The organism is Lacrimispora sphenoides JCM 1415 (assembly GCF_900105615.1).
Lineage (GTDB): Bacteria > Bacillota > Clostridia > Lachnospirales > Lachnospiraceae > Lacrimispora > Lacrimispora sphenoides.
This window is the reverse complement of sequence record NZ_LT630003.1, coordinates 3993195-4012331: the sequence shown is the minus strand read 5'-3', so window position 1 is coordinate 4012331 and position 19137 is coordinate 3993195. Positions and strand designations below refer to the sequence as shown.

16 protein-coding genes and 2 riboswitches are annotated in these 19137 nt (G+C 44.9%); of the genes, 11 read left to right on the top strand and 5 right to left on the bottom strand.

Annotation, left to right across the window (positions count from 1 at the left end; all coding sequences use genetic code 11):
• The first annotated feature begins 102 nt into the window (after nucleotides 1-102).
• Entirely contained in the window at nucleotides 103-1395 is a 1293-nt protein-coding gene (locus BMX69_RS18140; RefSeq protein ID WP_100043141.1) for a UDP-N-acetylglucosamine 1-carboxyvinyltransferase, read from the top strand.
• Nucleotides 1396-1438: 43 nt separating this feature from the next.
• Here the strand turns inward: BMX69_RS18140 and BMX69_RS18135 are convergent, their stop codons facing one another.
• Nucleotides 1439-2347, bottom strand: a complete 909-nt coding sequence (locus tag BMX69_RS18135; RefSeq protein ID WP_100043140.1) for an AraC family transcriptional regulator — start codon at nucleotides 2345-2347, stop codon at nucleotides 1439-1441.
• Between the two features lie 167 nt (nucleotides 2348-2514).
• Between BMX69_RS18135 and BMX69_RS18130 the strand changes: the two genes are divergently transcribed.
• From BMX69_RS18130 to BMX69_RS18115, 4 genes are all read left to right on the top strand, one after another.
• On the top strand, nucleotides 2515-3444 hold the full coding sequence (locus BMX69_RS18130) for a nucleotidyltransferase family protein (RefSeq protein WP_100043139.1): 930 nt from the start codon (nucleotides 2515-2517) through the stop codon (nucleotides 3442-3444).
• The gene (locus tag BMX69_RS18125) at nucleotides 3444-4556 is read left to right on the top strand and encodes a phosphotransferase enzyme family protein (RefSeq protein WP_100043138.1); all 1113 of its coding nucleotides are present in this window, start codon (nucleotides 3444-3446) and stop codon (nucleotides 4554-4556) included. Before BMX69_RS18130 ends, BMX69_RS18125 begins: the two co-directional genes overlap by 1 nt.
• A 50-nt stretch (nucleotides 4557-4606) precedes the next feature.
• A complete protein-coding gene (gene galE / locus BMX69_RS18120; protein WP_100043137.1) occupies nucleotides 4607-5623 on the top strand; it encodes a UDP-glucose 4-epimerase GalE in 1017 nt (338 codons plus the stop codon).
• A 157-nt stretch (nucleotides 5624-5780) separates the two neighbouring features.
• The gene (locus tag BMX69_RS18115; RefSeq protein WP_100043136.1) at nucleotides 5781-6140 is read left to right on the top strand and encodes an acylphosphatase; all 360 of its coding nucleotides are present in this window, start codon (nucleotides 5781-5783) and stop codon (nucleotides 6138-6140) included.
• 226 nt (nucleotides 6141-6366) lie between these two features.
• Here BMX69_RS18115 and BMX69_RS18110 read toward each other — a convergent pair whose 3' ends face one another.
• Complete coding sequence (locus tag BMX69_RS18110) at nucleotides 6367-7563, bottom strand: IS256 family transposase (protein WP_100043135.1); 1197 nt, start codon at nucleotides 7561-7563, stop codon at nucleotides 6367-6369.
• A 135-nt stretch (nucleotides 7564-7698) separates the two neighbouring features.
• Here BMX69_RS18110 and BMX69_RS18105 point away from each other — a divergent pair, with 135 nt between their 5' ends.
• Nucleotides 7699-8523, top strand: coding sequence for a hypothetical protein (locus BMX69_RS18105; protein WP_166433206.1), 825 nt, complete (start codon nucleotides 7699-7701; stop codon nucleotides 8521-8523).
• A 65-nt stretch (nucleotides 8524-8588) separates the two neighbouring features.
• On the opposite strand, the gene metF is transcribed toward BMX69_RS18105, so the two are convergent.
• Both metF and BMX69_RS18095 read right to left on the bottom strand, forming a co-directional pair.
• Nucleotides 8589-9452, bottom strand: a complete 864-nt coding sequence (gene metF / locus BMX69_RS18100) for a methylenetetrahydrofolate reductase [NAD(P)H] (RefSeq protein WP_100043133.1) — start codon at nucleotides 9450-9452, stop codon at nucleotides 8589-8591.
• Between the two features lie 229 nt (nucleotides 9453-9681).
• The gene (locus BMX69_RS18095; protein WP_100043132.1) at nucleotides 9682-10590 is read right to left on the bottom strand and encodes an AraC family transcriptional regulator; all 909 of its coding nucleotides are present in this window, start codon (nucleotides 10588-10590) and stop codon (nucleotides 9682-9684) included.
• Nucleotides 10591-10826: 236 nt separating this feature from the next.
• Between BMX69_RS18095 and BMX69_RS18090 the strand changes: the two genes are divergently transcribed.
• The 3 genes from BMX69_RS18090 to BMX69_RS18080 all read left to right on the top strand — a co-directional run bounded on the left by BMX69_RS18090 (nucleotide 10827) and on the right by BMX69_RS18080 (nucleotide 14012).
• On the top strand, nucleotides 10827-12137 hold the full coding sequence (locus BMX69_RS18090; protein ID WP_054792067.1) for an ABC transporter substrate-binding protein: 1311 nt from the start codon (nucleotides 10827-10829) through the stop codon (nucleotides 12135-12137).
• Between the two features lie 81 nt (nucleotides 12138-12218).
• On the top strand, nucleotides 12219-13124 hold the full coding sequence (locus BMX69_RS18085) for a carbohydrate ABC transporter permease (protein ID WP_054792068.1): 906 nt from the start codon (nucleotides 12219-12221) through the stop codon (nucleotides 13122-13124).
• Between the two features lie 12 nt (nucleotides 13125-13136).
• Nucleotides 13137-14012 carry a carbohydrate ABC transporter permease gene (locus BMX69_RS18080; protein WP_092242263.1) on the top strand — a complete coding sequence of 292 codons (876 nt, stop codon included), beginning with the start codon at nucleotides 13137-13139 and terminating at the stop codon, nucleotides 14010-14012.
• A 118-nt stretch (nucleotides 14013-14130) separates the two neighbouring features.
• Here the strand turns inward: BMX69_RS18080 and BMX69_RS18075 are convergent, their stop codons facing one another.
• A complete protein-coding gene (locus BMX69_RS18075; protein WP_054792069.1) occupies nucleotides 14131-15516 on the bottom strand; it encodes an alanine/glycine:cation symporter family protein in 1386 nt (461 codons plus the stop codon).
• 108 nt (nucleotides 15517-15624) lie between these two features.
• Nucleotides 15625-15717, bottom strand: a riboswitch (glycine riboswitch).
• Nucleotides 15718-15929: 212 nt separating this feature from the next.
• Nucleotides 15930-16058, top strand: a riboswitch (SAM riboswitch).
• 89 nt (nucleotides 16059-16147) lie between these two features.
• Here BMX69_RS18075 and metK point away from each other — a divergent pair.
• Together metK and BMX69_RS18065 are read left to right on the top strand one after the other, a co-directional pair.
• Entirely contained in the window at nucleotides 16148-17335 is a 1188-nt protein-coding gene (gene metK / locus BMX69_RS18070) for a methionine adenosyltransferase (protein WP_100043131.1), read from the top strand.
• A gap of 321 nt (nucleotides 17336-17656) precedes the next feature.
• The gene (locus BMX69_RS18065) at nucleotides 17657-19048 is read left to right on the top strand and encodes a PTS mannitol transporter subunit IIBC (protein ID WP_100043130.1); all 1392 of its coding nucleotides are present in this window, start codon (nucleotides 17657-17659) and stop codon (nucleotides 19046-19048) included.
• Nucleotides 19049-19137 lie beyond the last annotated feature (89 nt).

Below are 19137 nucleotides of genomic sequence, written 5' to 3'. Positions count from 1 at the left end.
CGTTCTCTTTACAAATTCATAAGATATGTTATAATCATTAAAGACTAATGGAAAAAATTTTAAGAAATTTGTAATAGATAACATGATAATCAGAGGTGTGAAATGGAGCAGTATATTATGAAGGGCGGAAATCCCCTGGTCGGTGAAGTGACCATTGGCGGAGCAAAGAATGCCGCTTTAGGAATTCTGGCAGCAGCGATCATGACAGATGAGGATGTTCTGATCGATAATTTACCTGATGTCAGAGATATAAATGTGTTGCTGGAGGCTATAGAGGAGATCGGTGCCAAGGTAGAGCGGATTGACAGACATACGGTCCGTATCAATGGAAAGACCATCCGGGAAGTTTCGGTAGATGATGATTATATCCGTAAGATCAGGGCTTCCTATTATTTTATAGGAGCCATGCTTGGCAAATACAAAAGCGCCCAGGTTCCCCTTCCGGGGGGCTGCAACATCGGAAGCAGGCCCATTGACCAGCACTTAAAAGGATTTCGCGCTCTTGGAGCTGATGTGAGGATTGAACGGGGGGCCGTGATCGCCCATGCCATTGATCTGGTGGCAAGCCATATCTATCTGGATGTGGTAAGCGTTGGGGCTACCATCAACGTCATGATGGCTGCCACCCTTGCAGAGGGACAAACGATACTGGAAAACGTGGCAAAAGAGCCCCACGTAGTTGATGTGGCAAACTTTTTAAACAGTATGGGTGCCAACATCAAAGGCGCCGGCACGGATACCATCCGTATCCGTGGGGTGAGAAAGCTCCATGGAACCGAATACTCCATCATTCCCGACCAGATTGAAGCAGGTACCTTTATGTGTGCTGCTGCCATCACCCGTGGAGATGTTATGGTAAAAAATGTCATCCCTAAGCATTTAGAGGCCATTTCTGCAAAGCTTTTGGAGATGGGATGTGAGGTTGTAGAATTCGATGATGCGGTCCGTGTAGTAGGGAAGTCCTATCAGAAACATACCGATATCAAGACACTTCCATATCCGGGATTTCCAACGGATATGCAGCCTCAGATGACAGTGACCCTGGCCCTTGCAAAAGGCACCAGCGTAGTTACAGAGAGTATTTTTGAAAACCGTTTCCGCTATGTAGATGAGCTTTCCCGTATGGGAGCAAATGTCAAAGTAGAAGGAAATGTAGCCGTTATTGACGGTGTCGAAGGCTTTACCGGGGCGTTTGTCAACGCTCCTGATCTCCGTGCAGGCGCAGCGCTGGTGATTGCCGGATTAGCTGCGGATGGATATACGGTTGTGGATGAGATCGGATATATCCAGAGGGGCTATGAATGCTTTGAAGAAAAGCTTCAGGGCCTTGGTGCCATGATTGAAAAGGTAGATTCTGAACATGAAGTAAAGAAATTTAAATTAAAAGTAGGCTAGGCGGGGATATTTCCCGCCTTTTCCTATCGTTTGATTTCCAGGGCTATTGTTTTTCCATACCCTTTTCCGAAAGAGACCGTATGGAGGTGGCATATTCCGACGGCGTCATCCCGGTCAGCTTTTTGAACTGCCTGGAAAAATAGTGGACAGAGGTATAACCCAAACGGTCTGCAATTTCAGTAAAGTTCAATTGGTTGCTGCGGATTAACTGCTTGGCTGCGTCGATTTTCATGCCGGTAAAGAAATCGATGACCCCGCAGCCATATGCTTTATGGAAAATCTTCTGCAGCTGCGACCGTCCGGTTAGATTATCCCGGCAGATGGTTTCAATGGTAAGGTGTTCCCCGATATGCTCCTCCATATATCGGATGATGCGGTTGTGTGCATCTCCGTGCATGGGACTTGCGGTGACCCGTCCCGTAGAAATCTGTTCCGGATTTGAAAAGTATCTGCGGTAAAGATGGATGATCAGCTCTTCCAAATAATTTCCGATCAGCTGCTCTGCTCCAAAGGACAGGGAAGGCTGCCTTCGTACCAGTTCCTCCTGGTAGGGGTCGTCAAGCCTTCCTGAAAAGGCATTCCTCGCCTCAATGATGATTTGCGCCAGCAGAGCCATCTCCGTCTCCTGTACGGACAGGACTTCTCCCTCAAAGGATTTCATGAAGGGAGAGTTGCATTCAAAGCTTACCACCACCAGATTGGGTGCAACGGTTCCGTTGGTCAGGATATTGTGAAACTCCCCGGGCTTGTGGAAGATGATGTTTCCCCGTTTTAAAGGAATCCGCTTTTCTCCGGCCATTACATCGATGACCCCCTTGTCAACGCACACGAACTCCCAGAAGTCATGGCTTTCCCCTGGAAAGGAGAAATCGCTCATGTATTCAAAATAATGAATGGTTATAACCTTTTTTACAATCGCTGAGGAACGCAGCTGGGTGCTTTTATATGCCATGGAAACCTCCTTCCCTACAGATGTGAATGTGTTATAGACAGTATACCACATTCCATGGTAAAATGGTGAGAAGAGAACGATAATGCAAATTAAATAATAAATAGTGCAAATATCTTTTGGCCTGCATTCATTATACTGAGGTTAATAGAATTTAGGAGGTAACATCGATGAACAAGAAACCGGTTCTGGTAATTATGGCAGCAGGTATGGGAAGCCGCTACGGTGGCTTAAAGCAGATTGATCCTGTAGATGCCCATGGAAACAAGATCATTGATTTTTCTATCTATGATGCGGTTTGGGCTGGATTTGAAAAGGTTGTCTTTATCATTAAAAAAGACATTGAACAGGAATTTAAAGAAAACATCGGGAACCGCATGGCGGCTCATGTGCAGGTAGAATACGTATATCAGGAGCTTGATAAGCTTCCAAAAGGTTATGAGATACCGGAGGGAAGAGTAAAGCCCTGGGGAACAGGACATGCAATTTTATGCTGCAAGGACGTGGTAGACGGACCTTTTGCGGTTATTAATGCAGATGATTACTATGGAAGAAGTGCCTTTGTTTCCATTTATAACCAGCTTAACATGGTTTCTGACGGGGAGAAATACCAGTACACCATGGTCGGCTACCAGCTTTACAACACCCTGACGGAAAACGGTCATGTGGCAAGAGGCGTGTGCAGCACCGATGAAGCAGGAATGCTCGTTGACATTCATGAGCGGACCAGGATCGAAAAGCATGGCGACATGGCGGAATTTACAGAAGATGACGGGAAAACCTGGACAGAACTTGGAGAGGACACCATCGTGTCCATGAACATGTGGGGATTCACAAGCAGCATATTAAAGGAGCTTGAGGAACGGTTTGCCGCATTTTTAGACAGAGAGCTTCCTGTAAATCCGTTGAAGTGTGAATACTTCCTTCCCTTTGTGGTTGATGAGCTGTTAAAGGAAGACAAGGCAGAGGTTTCAGTACTTAAGAGCGTGGACCGCTGGTACGGAGTCACTTACAAAGAAGACAAAGAGACGGTGGTAAGTGCCATCAAAGAACTGAAAGAAGCCGGCCTGTATCCGGAAAAGCTATGGGAGGAAAAGTAATGGGAGACGCACAGTGCGGAAAAATCAGAGAGGCCATCGGGCTTCTGACCTTTGAGGGAGAGCCGGTTTCATGGAACCGCTATGGAAGCGGTCATATTAATGATACATTTCGTCTGATCTGCAAGACAGAAGAAGGGGAAAAACACTACATCATCCAGAGAATCAACCATGAAGTCTTTAAGGATCCGGTTTCTCTCATGAGAAACATTGCAGGCGTCACTTCCTTTTTGCGGGAACGGATCCAGGCCCAGGGCGGAGATCCGGCCAGGGAGACGCTTAATATTGTAAAAGCAAAAGATGGTAAGGATTACTGTCAGGACAGTGACGGAAATTATTGGAGAGGCTATCTTTTTATTGGAGGGGCCACCACCTATGATAAGGTAAGACAGCCGGAGGATTTCTACCGGAGCGGCAAGGCGTTCGGGCGGTTTAAACGCCTGCTGGCAGAATATCCGGCAGATGAACTGGCGGAAACCATTCCCAATTTCCACAACACCCCGGTTCGCATGGAAACCTTTAAGGCGGCTGTAAAAGCCGATATCTGCGGCCGTGCCCATCTGGTAGAGGCTGAAATAAAATTCGCCCTTGACCGGGAGAAAGAGGCAGCCATTGCCATGGATATGTTAAAGGAAGGCAGACTCCCTCTCTGTGTTACCCACAATGATACTAAGCTTAATAACATCATGATCGATGATGAAACCGGGGAAGCCCTGTGCGTGATTGACCTGGATACGATTATGCCAGGCCTGTCCATCTTTGATTTTGGCGATTCCATCCGTTTTGGGGCCAATACGGCAGAAGAGGATGAGCCTGATGTGAGCAAGGTATCCTTGTCCCTTCCTCTGTTTGAGACCTATACCAGAGGATATTTAGAGGGGTGCAAGGGAAGTCTGACGACAGAGGAAAAGGAGATGCTTCCTATGGGAGCAAAGCTGATGACCTTTGAGTGCGGCGTCCGCTTCCTTACAGATTTCCTTCAGGGAGATACTTATTTCCATACAAGCAGAGAAAATCACAATCTGGACCGTACCAGAACCCAGTTTGCTCTTGTAGCCGACATGGAAAAGAAGTGGAAAGAAATGGAAGAAATTGTCCGCAAGAGTGAAACATAATTCACTTGAGTCATTCGTAAACAAAATATGAAAAAGAAAGAGGAGAAAATATGAGAATATTGGTAACCGGAGGCGCCGGATATATCGGCAGCCATACATGCATTGAGCTTTTGGAACAAGGTCATGAAGTTGTTGTAGTGGATAACCTTTGTAACTCCTCCAGGGTGTCCCTGGAGCGTGTAGAAGGCATTACCGGGAAAACGGTGACCTTCTATGAAGCAGACCTTTTGGACCGGGCTGCATTAGATGAGATATTTGATAATGAGAAAATCGATGCTGTGATCCATTTTGCCGGATTAAAGGCTGTGGGAGAGTCCGTTGCCAAACCTTTGGAATATTACCACAATAACATCACCGGGACTCTGATTCTGTGTGATGTTATGAGGGAGCATAAGGTAAAGAACATCATATTCAGCTCCTCAGCAACCGTATACGGAGATCCGGCTTTTGTGCCGATCACAGAAGAATGCCCCAAAGGTGCCATTACCAATCCTTACGGGCAGACAAAAGGCATGCTGGAGCAGATCCTCACAGACCTTCATACCGCTGATCCGGAATGGAGTGTGATCATTCTCCGCTATTTCAATCCTGTTGGCGCTCATAAGAGCGGTTTAATCGGAGAAGATCCTGCGGGAATTCCCAATAACTTAACACCCTACATTACCCAGGTTGCAGTCGGCAAGCTGAAGGAAGTCGGAGTATTTGGAAATGACTATGACACACCTGATGGAACCGGAGTCAGGGATTATATCCATGTGGTAGATCTGGCCCTTGGGCATGTAAAAGCCCTTGAAAAGATGGCCTCCTCAGAGCCATTGGTACGTATCTATAATCTGGGAACCGGGCAGGGCTTTAGCGTGCTTCAGATGATCGAAGCATTTTCTAAGGCATGCGGAAAAAATATCCCATATTCCATTAAGCCCCGCCGCCCAGGCGATATTGCAGAGTGCTACGCAGATGCAGCTCTGGCTAAAAAGGAGCTTGGCTGGGAAGCAAAACGCGGAATTGACGAGATGTGTGAGGACTCCTGGAGATGGCAGTCCGGGAATCCTGACGGATACAGGTAAAGGCTAAGGGGCCTTTGCCCTGCATGATGCACCGGCTGGTCTTAATGGTGGCCAGCCGGGAGCAGATTGCTCTATGAATCTTTTCGAAAACAGCTGTTATTTCAGATTACCGTTGAACTTTAATACTGATAAAATATGAATTTATTTTGAGGTAAAGATGAAGATAAAAAAGATGTTGAAACAGATCAGGAATAATTATGTCATTGAACAGGTGAGAAAAATTAATATTCCAGAATTTGAACCGGATAAGATCATGCGGTATCATATTATTTTTTCTGGAAGAGTACAGCGCGTTGGTTTTCGCCTGGAAATAGAGCAGCTTGCATTAAGATTAAAATTAACTGGATGGATAAAGAACCTTGAGAGCGGAAATGTAGAAATGGAAATTCAGGGAATGAAAAATAAAATAGACTACTTATTGGAGTTTATGAATTCGCTGAAACGTATTAAAATAAGCCAAATGCAAAAAGATATAAGAACTGTTTTAAACCAGGAAGAAGAGTTTAAAATAATTTAATTACAAGTTATTTACTATCGTGATAATTAAAACTGATAGTTTCCGTTGTCAAAGTATCTATCCTTAGGATTTTCATTCCATGGACGGATACTTTTTTCTTTTGTTTGGCTGTCAATTACAAAAGGATTACATCAATTTTAGTAGTAAGAATTTAGAAAGGAACGTATGTCTGGGTAGTGTCAAATATTTTTCGCAAATTCTTTTTTTGCCGTTAGGTAGCCGGTAGTTAACCGGCTATGATATCAGACTTTTTCTGGATATCCATTTCTCGGAGATGGTTCATATTCATATAGCGTTTGATTCCCCACTGGGTTCCCGCTACGTGACGGAGCCTGGCACATACTAGCATTAAGGCACTCTGACCATCGGGAAAAGCCCCGATCGCTCTTGTCCTTCGTTTGATCTCACGATTGAGACGTTCGATCGTGTTATTAGTTCTGATTCTTGTCCAGTGCTGAAATGGGAAATCCATATAAGACAGGGTTTCTTCAATACCATCTTCAACTTTTTTGGCAGCTGATGTTAGCTTCATTTTACGTAGTTTTTCTGCTACCTGTGCAGCTTTTTCGCGAGCAGATGATTTACATTCCTGGGAATGAATGGCTTTTAGCATCATAGATACTTCCTTCATTTTGTTCCGGGGTGTTACGGAAAAAATATTACGGTAGAAGTGAACGGTACACCGTTGATACATAGCTTCTGGAAATACTTCTGGAATGGATTCCAGCATTCCAAGGCACTTGTCGCCGACAATGAGGCGAACTCCTGAAAGCCCACGTTCTTTTAGCCATATAAAGAATGTCTTCCAGCTTTCTCGATCTTCTTTCATTCCTTCAGCAGCACCTATGATTTCGCGACAACCATCTTCATTGACGCCGATGGCGACCAGGATTGAGACGTTCTGGATCTCACCTCCCCAACTTCGCTTTAGGTAGACACCATCAACATAGACATATGGATAAGAACTGGTAAGTTTGCGGCTTCGCCATGTTTCAATGTGCTCATAAGCTTTCTTATTTAGGTTACTTATTGTTCCAGGAGAAACTTTGGTTCCCCATAATGCCTCGGTGATGTCCTCAACACGGCGAACAGAAACACCCGCAAGATACATTTCAATGAGTGCTTCTTCTACAGAGCATTCTCTGCGACGATAGCGTTCGATGATGGCGGTTTCAAACTGAACCCCCTTTAGCTTGGGCATCTTTAGGTTGACCTCGCCAGATGTGGTCTGAAAGTTTCGGTTGTAATGGCCGGAACGATACCCTTTGCGATCACCCGAGCGCTCATATTTTTCAGCATTGACGAGTTCATCTGCTTCATGATCGAGCAAAGCATTGAGGGTTTCCTCAACGCTGTTGCGTACTAAATCTTTCAATTCATTATGGATAAGTTCCTGATTTAATTGTATAATGTTATCAGACATGTTCTATAGCCTCCTTTGATGGGTTTTGTGTGGTAACTTAATTCTACCAAACGGCTATAGACCATGTCTATTTATTATGAAATTGAATTTGCGAAATTAATTATACCTTATCTATGTCTGTATACTGCATACATAATGAGAATGCAAATTATTGAACAATTCATAGCGTCAAAGTATGGTGATGATGCTTTGTGTGAGGATGGGTTATTTATCAATGATAAATTTATTGCTGTAATGGATGGAGTCACTGCCAAAGGGGATATTTTATGGAACAATAAGACCAGCGGATTTCACGCGAAGGAAACTTTGTTGAACGCTATGGAACAATTAAACGGAAGTGAAAGTGCGGTTCAGGTATTGGAATATTTAAATTCCCAGCTTCATAAGCAATACAATGGCAACGATGATTTTTTTCTTAAAAATACAGCGGAGAGAATACGGTCTACCATTGTGATTTACAGCCGCAGGTATCAGCAGATTTGGTGCTTTGGAGATTGCCAATTCAGCATTAACGGGCAAGTGTTTCAAGAAGAAATGGAAATCGATCTATTGCTTGCGGAAGTAAGATCAGTATATCTTCAATCAGAGCTTATCAGCGGAAAATCAGTAGAAGAACTATGTATTTCGGACCCATCACAAGAAATTATCTATCCTGTCATAAAAAATCAGCTGTACTTTTCCAACTGTGATAAAGGCGGCAAGTATGGATTTAATGTATTGGATGGTTTTTGTGATGATTTCTCAAAGATAATTATCCGTGATGTGGAAGAGGGGGATACGGTCATATTAGCATCTGACGGGTACCCCAGATTAGAATCATCATTGTATGAAAGCGAGTTGTATTTAAAGGAACTTAAGGAGCATGATCCGTTGTGCATTGAAAATTATAAAGCTGGGTCAGGTTTCACAAACGGAAAAACCGCTATTGATGACAGGACTTATATAAAATTTGTGATATAAAGATATAAGGCGGACAAGTAAGCAAAACAAAGACTTCACCACATACCGGTGAAGTCTTTGTTTTATTACACCCGAATCAGCTGGTGAACCGCTTCATGTATTTTTTTTGCTATGTAAGGATTGTTCATTGTATAAAGATGAATGCCATTGACGCCGTGCACAACAAGATCAACAATTTGATCAATTGCATAAGCAATGCCTGCATCACGCATTGCATCCGGATTATTTTCGTACCGGTTCATCATCGCAATGAATTTCGAGGGCAGTTCTACATGGCAGAGTGATACCATACGTTCGATCTGCTTCTTATTGATTACCGGCATAATGCCTGCTTCTATCGGAACATGGATCCCCGCAAGGGAACAGCGTTCCTGAAATCGATAAAGATAGTCATTATGAAAGAAAAGCTGTGTAATTAACTGATCCGCTCCAGAATCCACCTTTCTCTTCAAATTGTGGATGTCTTCAATGAGATCCTTTGATTCCGTATGCCCTTCAGGATAGCAAGCCGCTGTTATGTCAAAATCTCCATGTTCCTTAATAAATGAAATCATATCGCTGGCATAGGAAAAGTCACCTTTGGGCTGATTGGAATCTAAAATATCTCCACGGAGCGCAAGGATATTTTCAATTCCATTTTGCTTAAAATTCTCCAGTTGAGAAAGCAAATCTTCTTTCGAAAGACCGGCACAGGTTAAATGGGCCAAACTTTCAATATTGTATTGATTCTTAATCGTGGATGCAATTTCACAGGTTGTTTGATCGTTGCCATTGCCGCCTGCTCCATAGGTTACGCTGATAAAGTCGGGATTCAGTTCATGCAAAGCATTAAGTGTATTGTAAATTGTCTGGATAGAATCGGTTCTTTTGGGTGGAAAAATTTCAAAAGATAACGTCGCCTTATTTTTTAAGATATTAGATAGTTTCATTTCTTAACCGCCTTGCTGCCTGAACCATGTTTTCTAGACTGGGTTTAGGCCCGGCCTCTGTCCTTGCAGCAAAGTACCTTCCATTTATTTTACAACAAATAATAACACAGGAATGTGGTTATTGCGTAATACAAAATATTTATAGATACCTATAGAAAAAAACTATGACACATACTGCCGCAATAAGACAAACTGGCCAGTAATGTTCCCAAAGAATACAGGTATGGGCCTAATGGCTTGTTTCACGCAGTATATTTTTCTCAGACAGCTTTTTTATGGAGGTGGCATACTCCGAAGGGTTCATTCCGGTCAAATGCTTGAATTGCCTGGAAAAATAGTGTACCGAGGTATATCCTAGCTGATTGGCGATCTGGGTAAAATTAAGCTGCCGGTTCCGGATGAGCTGCTTGGCCGCATCGATTTTCATACTGTTAAAATATTCAATGACGCCGGTGTTCCCCTTTTCTGAGAAAAGTTTTTTTAACTGGGAAGTGCTGATTAAATTATCCCGGCTGATCTGATCAATGGTCAGCTGGCTGCAGATGTTCTTTTCGAAATAACATAGGATGGTTTCATAGATGTCTTCTGCAGAAGGGGTTTCCTTAAGGAGGGCGGGAGCCTGTCTGGCTGAAAAGGAATGGCGGTACATTTGGATCAGGAACTGCTCCAGATAAATCTTTATCATCTGCTCTGCCGCAAAGGGCCCGTGGTCCTTTCGTACCAGTACTTCCTGATAAGGATCGTCAAGCCTTCCTTCAAAGCACAATCGTGCTTCTGCAATGATCCGTGCCAGAAGCTCCTGCTCCTCTTGCCCAACCTTTAGTATCTGCTCCTTAAAAAAGGCCATATGAGGCGATTGGCAGTCAAATCCAATGACCACAAGGTTGGGAGCAATGACCCCATTGGCTAGAACCCTGTGGAATTCATTAGGCTGATGGAAAATGACCTCTCCTTTTTGAAGCGTCAGCCGTTCATGATCAGCCACCACATCCACTTCTCCCTTATCAACACAAAGCAGCTCCCAAAAGTTATGAGATTCCCCCGCAAACGTGAAGTCGCTCATATATTCAAAATAATGGATGCTGATGATCCGGTGTATGGTCACCTCTTCTGTTAATTCCGTATACTTATATTTCATACTTTTCCCCCTGGATTCATAGACTAAATGCTTCTGCCTTTACAAATGAAATATTGTGCAAATAGTATATAATTTACCTGTATTTTAACTTCTAATTATGAAAAAAGCAAATGATAAAAACCTAAATTGTTAAAAATGATGACCTTTTGTACAAAGCATTTTGCCCAAAAGTATAATAATATAGATTCACCAAGAACATCTGACAGATAAGTCAGATAACATAGGGAGGTAAAATTATGAAAAGACGTTTTATGGGTATTATGCTAAGTGCGGTCATGGCTGCCGGTCTTCTGGCAGGATGTGCAGGTGAGACCACCACTGCTACCACAGCTGCTGCGGCTGGCGGAGCGGCCACGGATGCACCGAAGGAAACGGCTGCAGGCGGCGGGGAAGGGCTTATTTACTGGTCCATGTGGGAAGCAACAGAGCCTCAGGGCCAGGCGATCCAGATGGCAATTGACAAATTCACTGCAGATACAGGAGTGAAGGTTGATGTTCAGTTTAAGGGACGTACGGGAATCCGTGAAGGTCTGCAGCCGGCTTTGGATGCGGGAACCAACATTGACGTATTTGACGAGGACATTGACCGTGTAAATACCACATGGGGACAGTATTTAATGGATCTGGAGGATTTAGTAAAGACTTCCGGCTATGAAGCCAACGCCAATGCAGGCTTAATGAGTGCTTGCCGGGAAGTGGGAGATGGAACATTAAAATCCATTCCTTACCAGCCCAATGTATTTGCATTTTTCTATAATCAGACTATTTTCGATGAGGCAGGAATCAAGGAAGTGCCAAAGACCTGGGAAGCGCTTGACGCAGCGTGCCAGAAGATCAAGGATGCAGGCTACACTCCCATTACCTGTGATGACGCTTACATAACAGCCATGTTTGGCTATCATATGTCCAGACTTTTAGGCGAACCGGGAACAGAGGCTGTTGTAAAGGAAGGCAAGTGGGATGACCCGGCAGTTCTTAAAACAGCTCAGGCTTATGAAGACTTTGCACAGAAAGGGTATTTTTCAGAAACAATTGCTTCCAACGTATGGCCTGCCGGACAGAACCAGGAACTTGCACTTGGTACAGCAGCCATGTATTTGAACGGCTCCTGGCTTCCAAATGAAGTAAAGGATATGGCAGGAGAAGACTTTAAATGGGGCTGCTTCAGCTATCCGGCAGTGGAAGGCGGAAAAGATGGTACCAATGCCTCCAACTACGGTGCTCAGGTTTTGGCGATCAACAAGAATTCCCAAAATGGAGAAAATGCATTTAAGCTGATTGAATACATCACTCAGGGAGAATTTGACAAGAAGATGTCCGAACTGTCAATGGGTATTCCGGCAGATTCCAGAAATGCAGAATGGCCGGCACAGCTTGCCAGTGTGATGCCGGTTATGGAGAGCTTAAGCGTGCGTTATCCCTGGGCAGCCGGAGCGGAAGCCAATGCTGACTTAACACCGATTATCAAAGAGAACTTTATGAAGCTTTGCGGAGGTTCCATTACAGCGACCGGGTTCGTGGATGCTCTTAAAGCAGCAGGCAAATAATCCGGATCAATAGAATTTTATGGTGGCACCGCTTCGGCGGTGTCACCCTGTAATTAAGGAAAGCCGGGGGAGGTATTTAACGTGAAGAAGAATAAGACAATGATTGCCGTATTTCTAACACCGGCAGTATTAATGTTTGTCCTTGTATTCCTTTATCCTATTTTTAGGACAATTTTAATGAGCTTCTTTAAAATTGAAGGAATCACGGACTCTATGACCAAGTGGCAGTTTACCGGATTTGCCAATTACAGCAAGCTTGCGTCGACCAGCTTATTCCGCATTTCCATGTGGAATCTGTTCCGCATCTGGTTAATAGGCGGACTGGTTGTTATGTCTCTCGCTCTTTTGTTTGCGGTGATCCTTACCAGCGGGATACGCTTTAAAAGCTTTTTCAGGGCAATGATCTATCTTCCCAACGTAGTCAGTGCGGTCGCCCTTGCGACCATGTGGCTTCAGTATGTATACAGCCCTAAGTTCGGTCTCCTTAAAAATGTATTTTCCGCCATGGGGCTTAAATACTTATCCAAAGTCCAGTGGCTTGATAATGACCATAAATTCATGGCCCTGCTGGTTGCCTACTGTTTTGGCATGGTTGGATATCACATGCTGATATTTGCAAGCGGGATCGAGCGGATCGGAGAGGACTACTATGAGGCAGCCACTCTGGATGGAGCAAATAAGGTAAACCAGTTCCGCTATATCACCCTTCCTCTTTTAAAGGGGGTATTTAAAACCAATATCACCATGTGGAGCGTTACATCGGTGGGCTTTTTCGTCTGGTCCCAGCTGTTTTCAACGGTTACAGCGGATACCCAGACCATTACCCCCATGGTTTATATGTATATGATGATTTTTGGTGCAGGCAACAGCATGACCGAGCGGAATGCAGGCCTGGGTGCGGCAATCGGTGTCCTTTTGAGCATCTGTGTGGTTGCGGTATTCCTGCTGTGCAATAAACTGATAAAAGAGGATGATCTGGAATTCTAAGGAGGGGGATCTATGGCTAAAAAGAAAGGGTTTATGGAGCCATTTAACTGGAAAAGAGAGCTTAAGCTTTTTCCGGGATATCTGCTCCTTAGTGTTTGGATATTATTTACCATTGTATTGCTGGGCTGGGTGGTAGCCGCCAGCTTTTCTACGACAAAGGCCATCTTTTCAGGCCATGTTTTGTCCCAGGGAATTCATTTTGAAAACTATGCAAAGGCCTGGACCAATTCCAATGTGTCCGCTATTTTCTTTAATTCCCTGATGTATTCCGTTATTTCATGTACGCTTCTTGTTTTGATCTGTGCGCCTGCCGCGTACGTATTGTCCCGCTTTCGCTTTGCAGGGAATAAGATGATCCAGACGAGCCTTGTGTCTGCCATGGGAGTGCCTGTGGTCATGATCGTTCTTCCCCTGTTCAGCCTGATCGCCGGTATGAACGTGTTAAACAACTACATTGCAAACAAAGCGGTGCTGATATTTCTTTATGTGGGGATCAATGTTCCTTATACAACAATATTTCTTCTCACATTTTTTGCCAATATCTCCAGAGCCTACGAGGAAGCGGCGGCTATTGACGGCTGTCCGCCTATGAGGGCTTTCTGGCTGATCATGTTTCCCATGGCTCAGTCCGGGATCATAACGGTTACTATTTTCAATTTTATTAATATATGGAATGAGTATTTCATTTCCCTGATTTTTGCCAACTCCGACAGGGTACGTCCGGTTGCGGTAGGGCTATATTCCATGATCAATTCCATGAAATATACGGGAGACTGGTCAGGAATGTTCGCATCCGTTATCATCGTATTTCTTCCTACCTTTATTCTTTATATCTTTTTGTCGGAGAAGATCATTGCTGGTATTACCGGGGGCGGAGTCAAAGGTTAATGGCTTTGCTGGAAAAGATAATAAAAAACCTCCTGCTTTACGCGGACTGCAAGATAATTCATTTATTATAGAAGAATTATTTTTTAGCAGCCCCGAAAAGGCAGGAGGTTTTTAGTTGTTATTTATCTATGACCGGAATCGGTGTTTCGTCCCTTTCATCTAAGTGGCTCAGATAGTACTTTGTATCCTTTGCCACAACGCCCGATAAAAGCAGAACAGCCACAAGATTGGGAATCGCCATCAGTGCGTTTAGGATGTCTGAAATCGTCCATACCAGATCCAAAGACAGTACAGGACCGACAACTACGATTGACACGAAGATAATTTTATAAGGTAGCATTCCCTTGGCGCCGAATAAGTACTCGCAGCATCGTTCCCCGTAATAAGACCAGCCTAGAATGGTGGAATAAGCAAAAGTAATGATTCCAACTACCAGGATCACCGGCCCAAGCACAGGAATCTGACTGAATGCAGCGGTTGTCATCTGTCCGCCGTTTTGTATCATATCCATGTTGATGTCCGGGTTTTTCATTATGGTCGTAACAAGGACCAGACCAGTCATAAGGCAGACAACAACCGTATCCCAGAAGGTTCCGGTTGAGGAAACCAGCGCCTGACGCACCGGATTACGTGTCTGCGCAGCCGAAGCGACTAACGGCGCGGAACCCATACCGGACTCATTGGAAAATAAGCCGCGGGCAATGCCGTACTGCATGGCAAGCATAATACCCCGGCCAACCAGACCGCCTGCAACCGCACCGGGTTTAAAGGCCAGGGTCACAATTGCCTTCAGTGCAGGAAGGATGAAATCAGCATTGATACTAAGAATGATCAGACAGCCTGCCACATAGAAAGCCGCCATAAATGGTACAAGCTTCTCACACACCGTTGCGATGGACTTGATGCCGCCGATAATAACCACAGCAGTAATCACACCGAAGACAAGACCGATTGCAATGCGCGGGATCGGCAGCGGCACGTTGTTTTCAATAATCTCAGCGATGGCATTGATCTGAGTCCCGCTTCCAATACCAAAGGAAGCAAACAGGGCGAACAGTGCAAAGAGTACGCCCAGACACTTTAAGCCCAGTGCGCGCTCCAGTGCATACATGGCACCTCCCTGCATTCGTCCATCCTTTGTCTGCACACGATATTTAACTGCGATCAGGGATTCTGAATATTTGGTAGCAATGCCGAATACACCTGTGAGCCAGCACCAGAGAACAGCACCCGGGCCGCCTAAGAACACCGCCGTGCCAACTCCCACAATATTGCCGGTACCGATGGTAGAAGCAAGGGCAGTAGTCAGCGCCTGAAACTGGCTGACCTCACCTGGTGAATCAGGGTCTTTTGTTACAGACAACTTAATGGCTGTAAAGGTTTTGCGCTGGATAAAGCCTGTGCGTACGGTCAAAAATAAGTGAGTGCCAAACAGCAACACAATCATGGGTAACCCCCAAATGGCTGAGTCCAGCTTGTTGAAAAATTCATTAATTGCTTGCATTGGTTTTTTACTTCCCTTCCTTCATGTTTTTTGATAAAAAAAAGAGCAGGATATACTCCCGCTCACAAAAAAACAGAGATCATGCGATATTCCAAAAAGAAAGGGAAAAAATCGCCTCTGTCCTTTTGCCTGAGAGTTTCGCGCCTAAGCGCTTGCCCCTTCGGCCCCTGCATAGCTGCAGATGTCTCCAGAGTGCCATCCGTCCACGGTCTGCGCTGAGCGCATTCCACAGATTTCATTTGGCGAACATTTAAAGAATAGCGTCATTATACATTATGGATAAAATTTTTGCAAGAACTTTATCCATGGATGCAATGAATAGAATTCCCTTGACAGCCGTTTTTAAATACGTTAAAATATACATGCACTAGAAACAGCTTACAATTGAATAACAAATGAAAAGTACGTAATATCCCTTATTCAGAGTGATGGAGATACAAAGGATCTGTGAAGTCACGGCAACCCCGACCGAAAATGATGGCCTAGGCCAGAAATGAGCGGTTGGAAGGTGCCAACCTGAGCGAGAAATCGAGCAATAAGAGGATTTGATACATTGTTGAATCAAGTCCGCGTTGCTGCGGACTTTTCTTTTTGTTATTCCCCCATGTGATATCAAGGAGGAAATGACAACATGGAAAAATTATTATTTACATCCGAGTCCGTTACAGAAGGACATCCGGATAAAATGTGTGACCAGATCTCTGATGCGATTTTAGACGAGATGTTAAAGCAGGATCCCATGAGCCGTGTGGCTTGTGAAACCTGCTGTACTACAGGTCTTGTTATGGTTATGGGAGAAATAACGACCCATGCCTACGTAGACATACAGAAAGTAGTACGAGAGACCGTAAGGGAAATCGGCTATGACCGTGCAAAATACGGGTTTGACTGCGATACCTGCGGAGTGATCGTAGCTTTGGACGAGCAGTCCGCTGACATTGCCTTAGGCGTTGACCGGGCCCTGGAAGCAAAGGAACATAAGATGTCTGATGAAGAGATCGATGCCATCGGAGCAGGAGACCAGGGGATGATGTTTGGCTTTGCCAGCAATGAAACCGAGGAGTATATGCCATACCCCATCGCCCTTGCTCACAAGCTGGCCCTTCGGCTTACCAAGGTACGCAAGGATGGAACCCTTACTTACCTCCGTCCCGACGGAAAGACCCAGGTAACCGTGGAATATGATGAGAACGGCAATCCTCTCCGCTTGGATGCGGTGGTTTTATCCACTCAGCATGATGAGAACGTGAGCCAGGAGCAGATTCACACGGATATTAAAAAATATGTATTTGATGAAGTTCTGCCTGCAGAGCTGGTGGATGAGAAGACCAATTTCTTCATTAATCCTACCGGACGCTTTGTAATCGGCGGACCTCACGGAGACAGCGGCCTAACCGGACGTAAGATCATCGTAGATACCTACGGCGGCTATGCACGCCACGGCGGCGGAGCATTCTCCGGTAAGGACTGCACCAAGGTAGACCGTTCCGCTGCTTATGCGGCACGTTATGTAGCAAAGAACATCGTAGCAGCAGGGCTGGCTGACAAGTGTGAGATCCAGCTTTCCTATGCCATCGGTGTGGCACATCCTACTTCCGTTATGGTGGATACTTTCGGAAGCGGAAAATTAAGCAATGAAAAGCTTGTGGAGATCATCAGGGAAAACTTTGACCTGCGTCCCGCAGGAATCATCAAGATGCTGGATTTACGCCGCCCGATCTACAAACAGACGGCAGCTTACGGACATTTTGGTAGAAATGACTTAGACCTTCCATGGGAGAAGCTTGATAAAGTTTCACTTTTAAAAAAATATTTATAATCTTCATGTATAAGATAGATGCCGCAAGATCAGCTGGTTACAGCTGCCTTGCGGCATCTTTTTTTCTATTGGTATCTACAGTCAGACTGATTCTCAGGGCAATGTTTTTGCTGATTGCAGAGAATCTGAGGAAACAATGGGACAGGGGATTCAGGCTTTTTAAGGTTTGGCACTAAAACTAGCGCCAAATCCTTGTTTCTTCCGGTTGAAATCTGAAGTTGACATTGATTATAATAAGGCTATCGAAAGGAATTGATTGGCCAATCATACCTGACACGGATCATGCAGCAAATACTATATAAATAAGTGAGGGTATGTAATATGAAAGAGAAGGTACAAGTATTTGGCCGCTTTTTAAGCGGTATGGTAATGCCGAACATCGGTGCATTTATTGCATGGGGACTGATTACGGCATTGTTTATTCCGACCGGCTGGTATCCAAATGAAGCAATTGGTGCCCTGGTCTCCCCTATGGTTTCCATGCTGCTGCCGCTGCTTATTGCTTATACAGGCGGTTCAGTAGTCTACGGACAACGTGGCGGCGTCATCGGTGCAATCACAGCCATGGGCGTGATTGTTGGCTCCAGTATTCCTATGTTTATGGGGGCAATGATCGTAGGACCTGTCAGTGCCTGGGTGATCAAGCAGTTTGACCGAAAGATCGAGAGCAAGATCCCTGCCGGATTTGAGATGCTGGTAAATAACTTTTCCCTCGGCATCATCGGTGCCATCCTGGCGGCGATCGCCTTAAAGGGAGTTGCTCCTTTTGTTGAGGTGATGAACCGGGTGATGGAGTCCGGAGTTGGTTTCTTTGTGGATCACAGGCTGCTTCCGCTGGCAAGCGTTTTTATTGAACCTGCCAAGATCCTGTTCCTTAACAATGCCATTAACCATGGAATCCTGTCTCCTATGGGAATCCAGCAGGTGGAGGAAATCGGAAAATCCATATTCTTTCTTCTTGAGGCGAATCCGGGTCCAGGACTTGGTGTTTTACTGGCTTACTGCCTTGCAGGAAAAGGATCAGCAAAAAGCTCAGCTCCCGGCGCAATTATCATTCACTTTTTAGGCGGAATCCACGAGATCTATTTCCCATACATACTGATGAATCCCCTTTTACTTCTGGCGGTGGTATCAGGCGGAGCCAGCGGAATCTTCGTATTCCAGCTCCTTGGTGTTGGACTGACTTCACCCGCATCTCCTGGAAGCATCCTTGCTGTTCTTGCAATGACACCAAGAGGCGGATACTTTGGAGTATTAGCCGGTGTTACGGTGGCAGCTGTGGTTTCCTTCCTGGTCGCACTTCCCTTGCTGCGGTTTTCAGGAAAAGGCGGGGATTTGGAAGAGTCAACGGAAAAAGTGAAACAAATGAAGCAGGAGTCTAAAGGAAATCAGACTCAAGAGAAAAAAGTTATGCCAGCCGGACCCATTAAAAAAATTGTGTTTGCCTGTGATGCAGGCATGGGCTCCAGCGCTATGGGCGCTACCATATTAAAGAAAAAGCTGGCGGCAGCAGGATTCGGGGATATTGAGGTGGTGCATTCACCCGTATCTTCCATTCCTAAGGATGCTCAGATTGTGGTAACTCATAAAGAACTGAAAGAGCGCGCGTCCCGCAGCAATCCTGAGGCGGAACTGATTTTAATCACTAATTTTATGGCGGCACCGGAATATGATGAACTGGTAGAAACGTTAAAAAATAAACAAACAGATTAAATAGACACCCTTCCTGGTATCCGATTGTGAATCATGGTATAATGTACACGAAAGCAATGAGCAGTGCGAAATAAGACAGGTATAAAATT

What these genes read in the sequence shown, in the direction of transcription:
- BMX69_RS18140 (WP_100043141.1), top strand. Translation starts at nt 103, where the DNA reads ATGGAGCAGTATATTATGAAGGGCGGAAATCCCCTGGTCGGTGAAGTG.
- BMX69_RS18135 (WP_100043140.1), bottom strand. Translation starts at nt 2,347, where the DNA reads ATGGCATATAAAAGCACCCAGCTGCGTTCCTCAGCGATTGTAAAAAAG.
- BMX69_RS18130 (WP_100043139.1), top strand. Translation starts at nt 2,515, where the DNA reads ATGAACAAGAAACCGGTTCTGGTAATTATGGCAGCAGGTATGGGAAGC.
- BMX69_RS18125 (WP_100043138.1), top strand. Translation starts at nt 3,444, where the DNA reads ATGGGAGACGCACAGTGCGGAAAAATCAGAGAGGCCATCGGGCTTCTG.
- galE (WP_100043137.1), top strand. Translation starts at nt 4,607, where the DNA reads ATGAGAATATTGGTAACCGGAGGCGCCGGATATATCGGCAGCCATACA.
- BMX69_RS18115 (WP_100043136.1), top strand. Translation starts at nt 5,781, where the DNA reads ATGAAGATAAAAAAGATGTTGAAACAGATCAGGAATAATTATGTCATT.
- BMX69_RS18110 (WP_100043135.1), bottom strand. Translation starts at nt 7,563, where the DNA reads ATGTCTGATAACATTATACAATTAAATCAGGAACTTATCCATAATGAA.
- BMX69_RS18105 (WP_166433206.1), top strand. Translation starts at nt 7,699, where the DNA reads ATGAGAATGCAAATTATTGAACAATTCATAGCGTCAAAGTATGGTGAT.
- metF (WP_100043133.1), bottom strand. Translation starts at nt 9,452, where the DNA reads ATGAAACTATCTAATATCTTAAAAAATAAGGCGACGTTATCTTTTGAA.
- BMX69_RS18095 (WP_100043132.1), bottom strand. Translation starts at nt 10,590, where the DNA reads ATGAAATATAAGTATACGGAATTAACAGAAGAGGTGACCATACACCGG.
- BMX69_RS18090 (WP_054792067.1), top strand. Translation starts at nt 10,827, where the DNA reads ATGAAAAGACGTTTTATGGGTATTATGCTAAGTGCGGTCATGGCTGCC.
- BMX69_RS18080 (WP_092242263.1), top strand. Translation starts at nt 13,137, where the DNA reads ATGGCTAAAAAGAAAGGGTTTATGGAGCCATTTAACTGGAAAAGAGAG.
- BMX69_RS18075 (WP_054792069.1), bottom strand. Translation starts at nt 15,516, where the DNA reads ATGCAAGCAATTAATGAATTTTTCAACAAGCTGGACTCAGCCATTTGG.
- metK (WP_100043131.1), top strand. Translation starts at nt 16,148, where the DNA reads ATGGAAAAATTATTATTTACATCCGAGTCCGTTACAGAAGGACATCCG.
- BMX69_RS18065 (WP_100043130.1), top strand. Translation starts at nt 17,657, where the DNA reads ATGAAAGAGAAGGTACAAGTATTTGGCCGCTTTTTAAGCGGTATGGTA.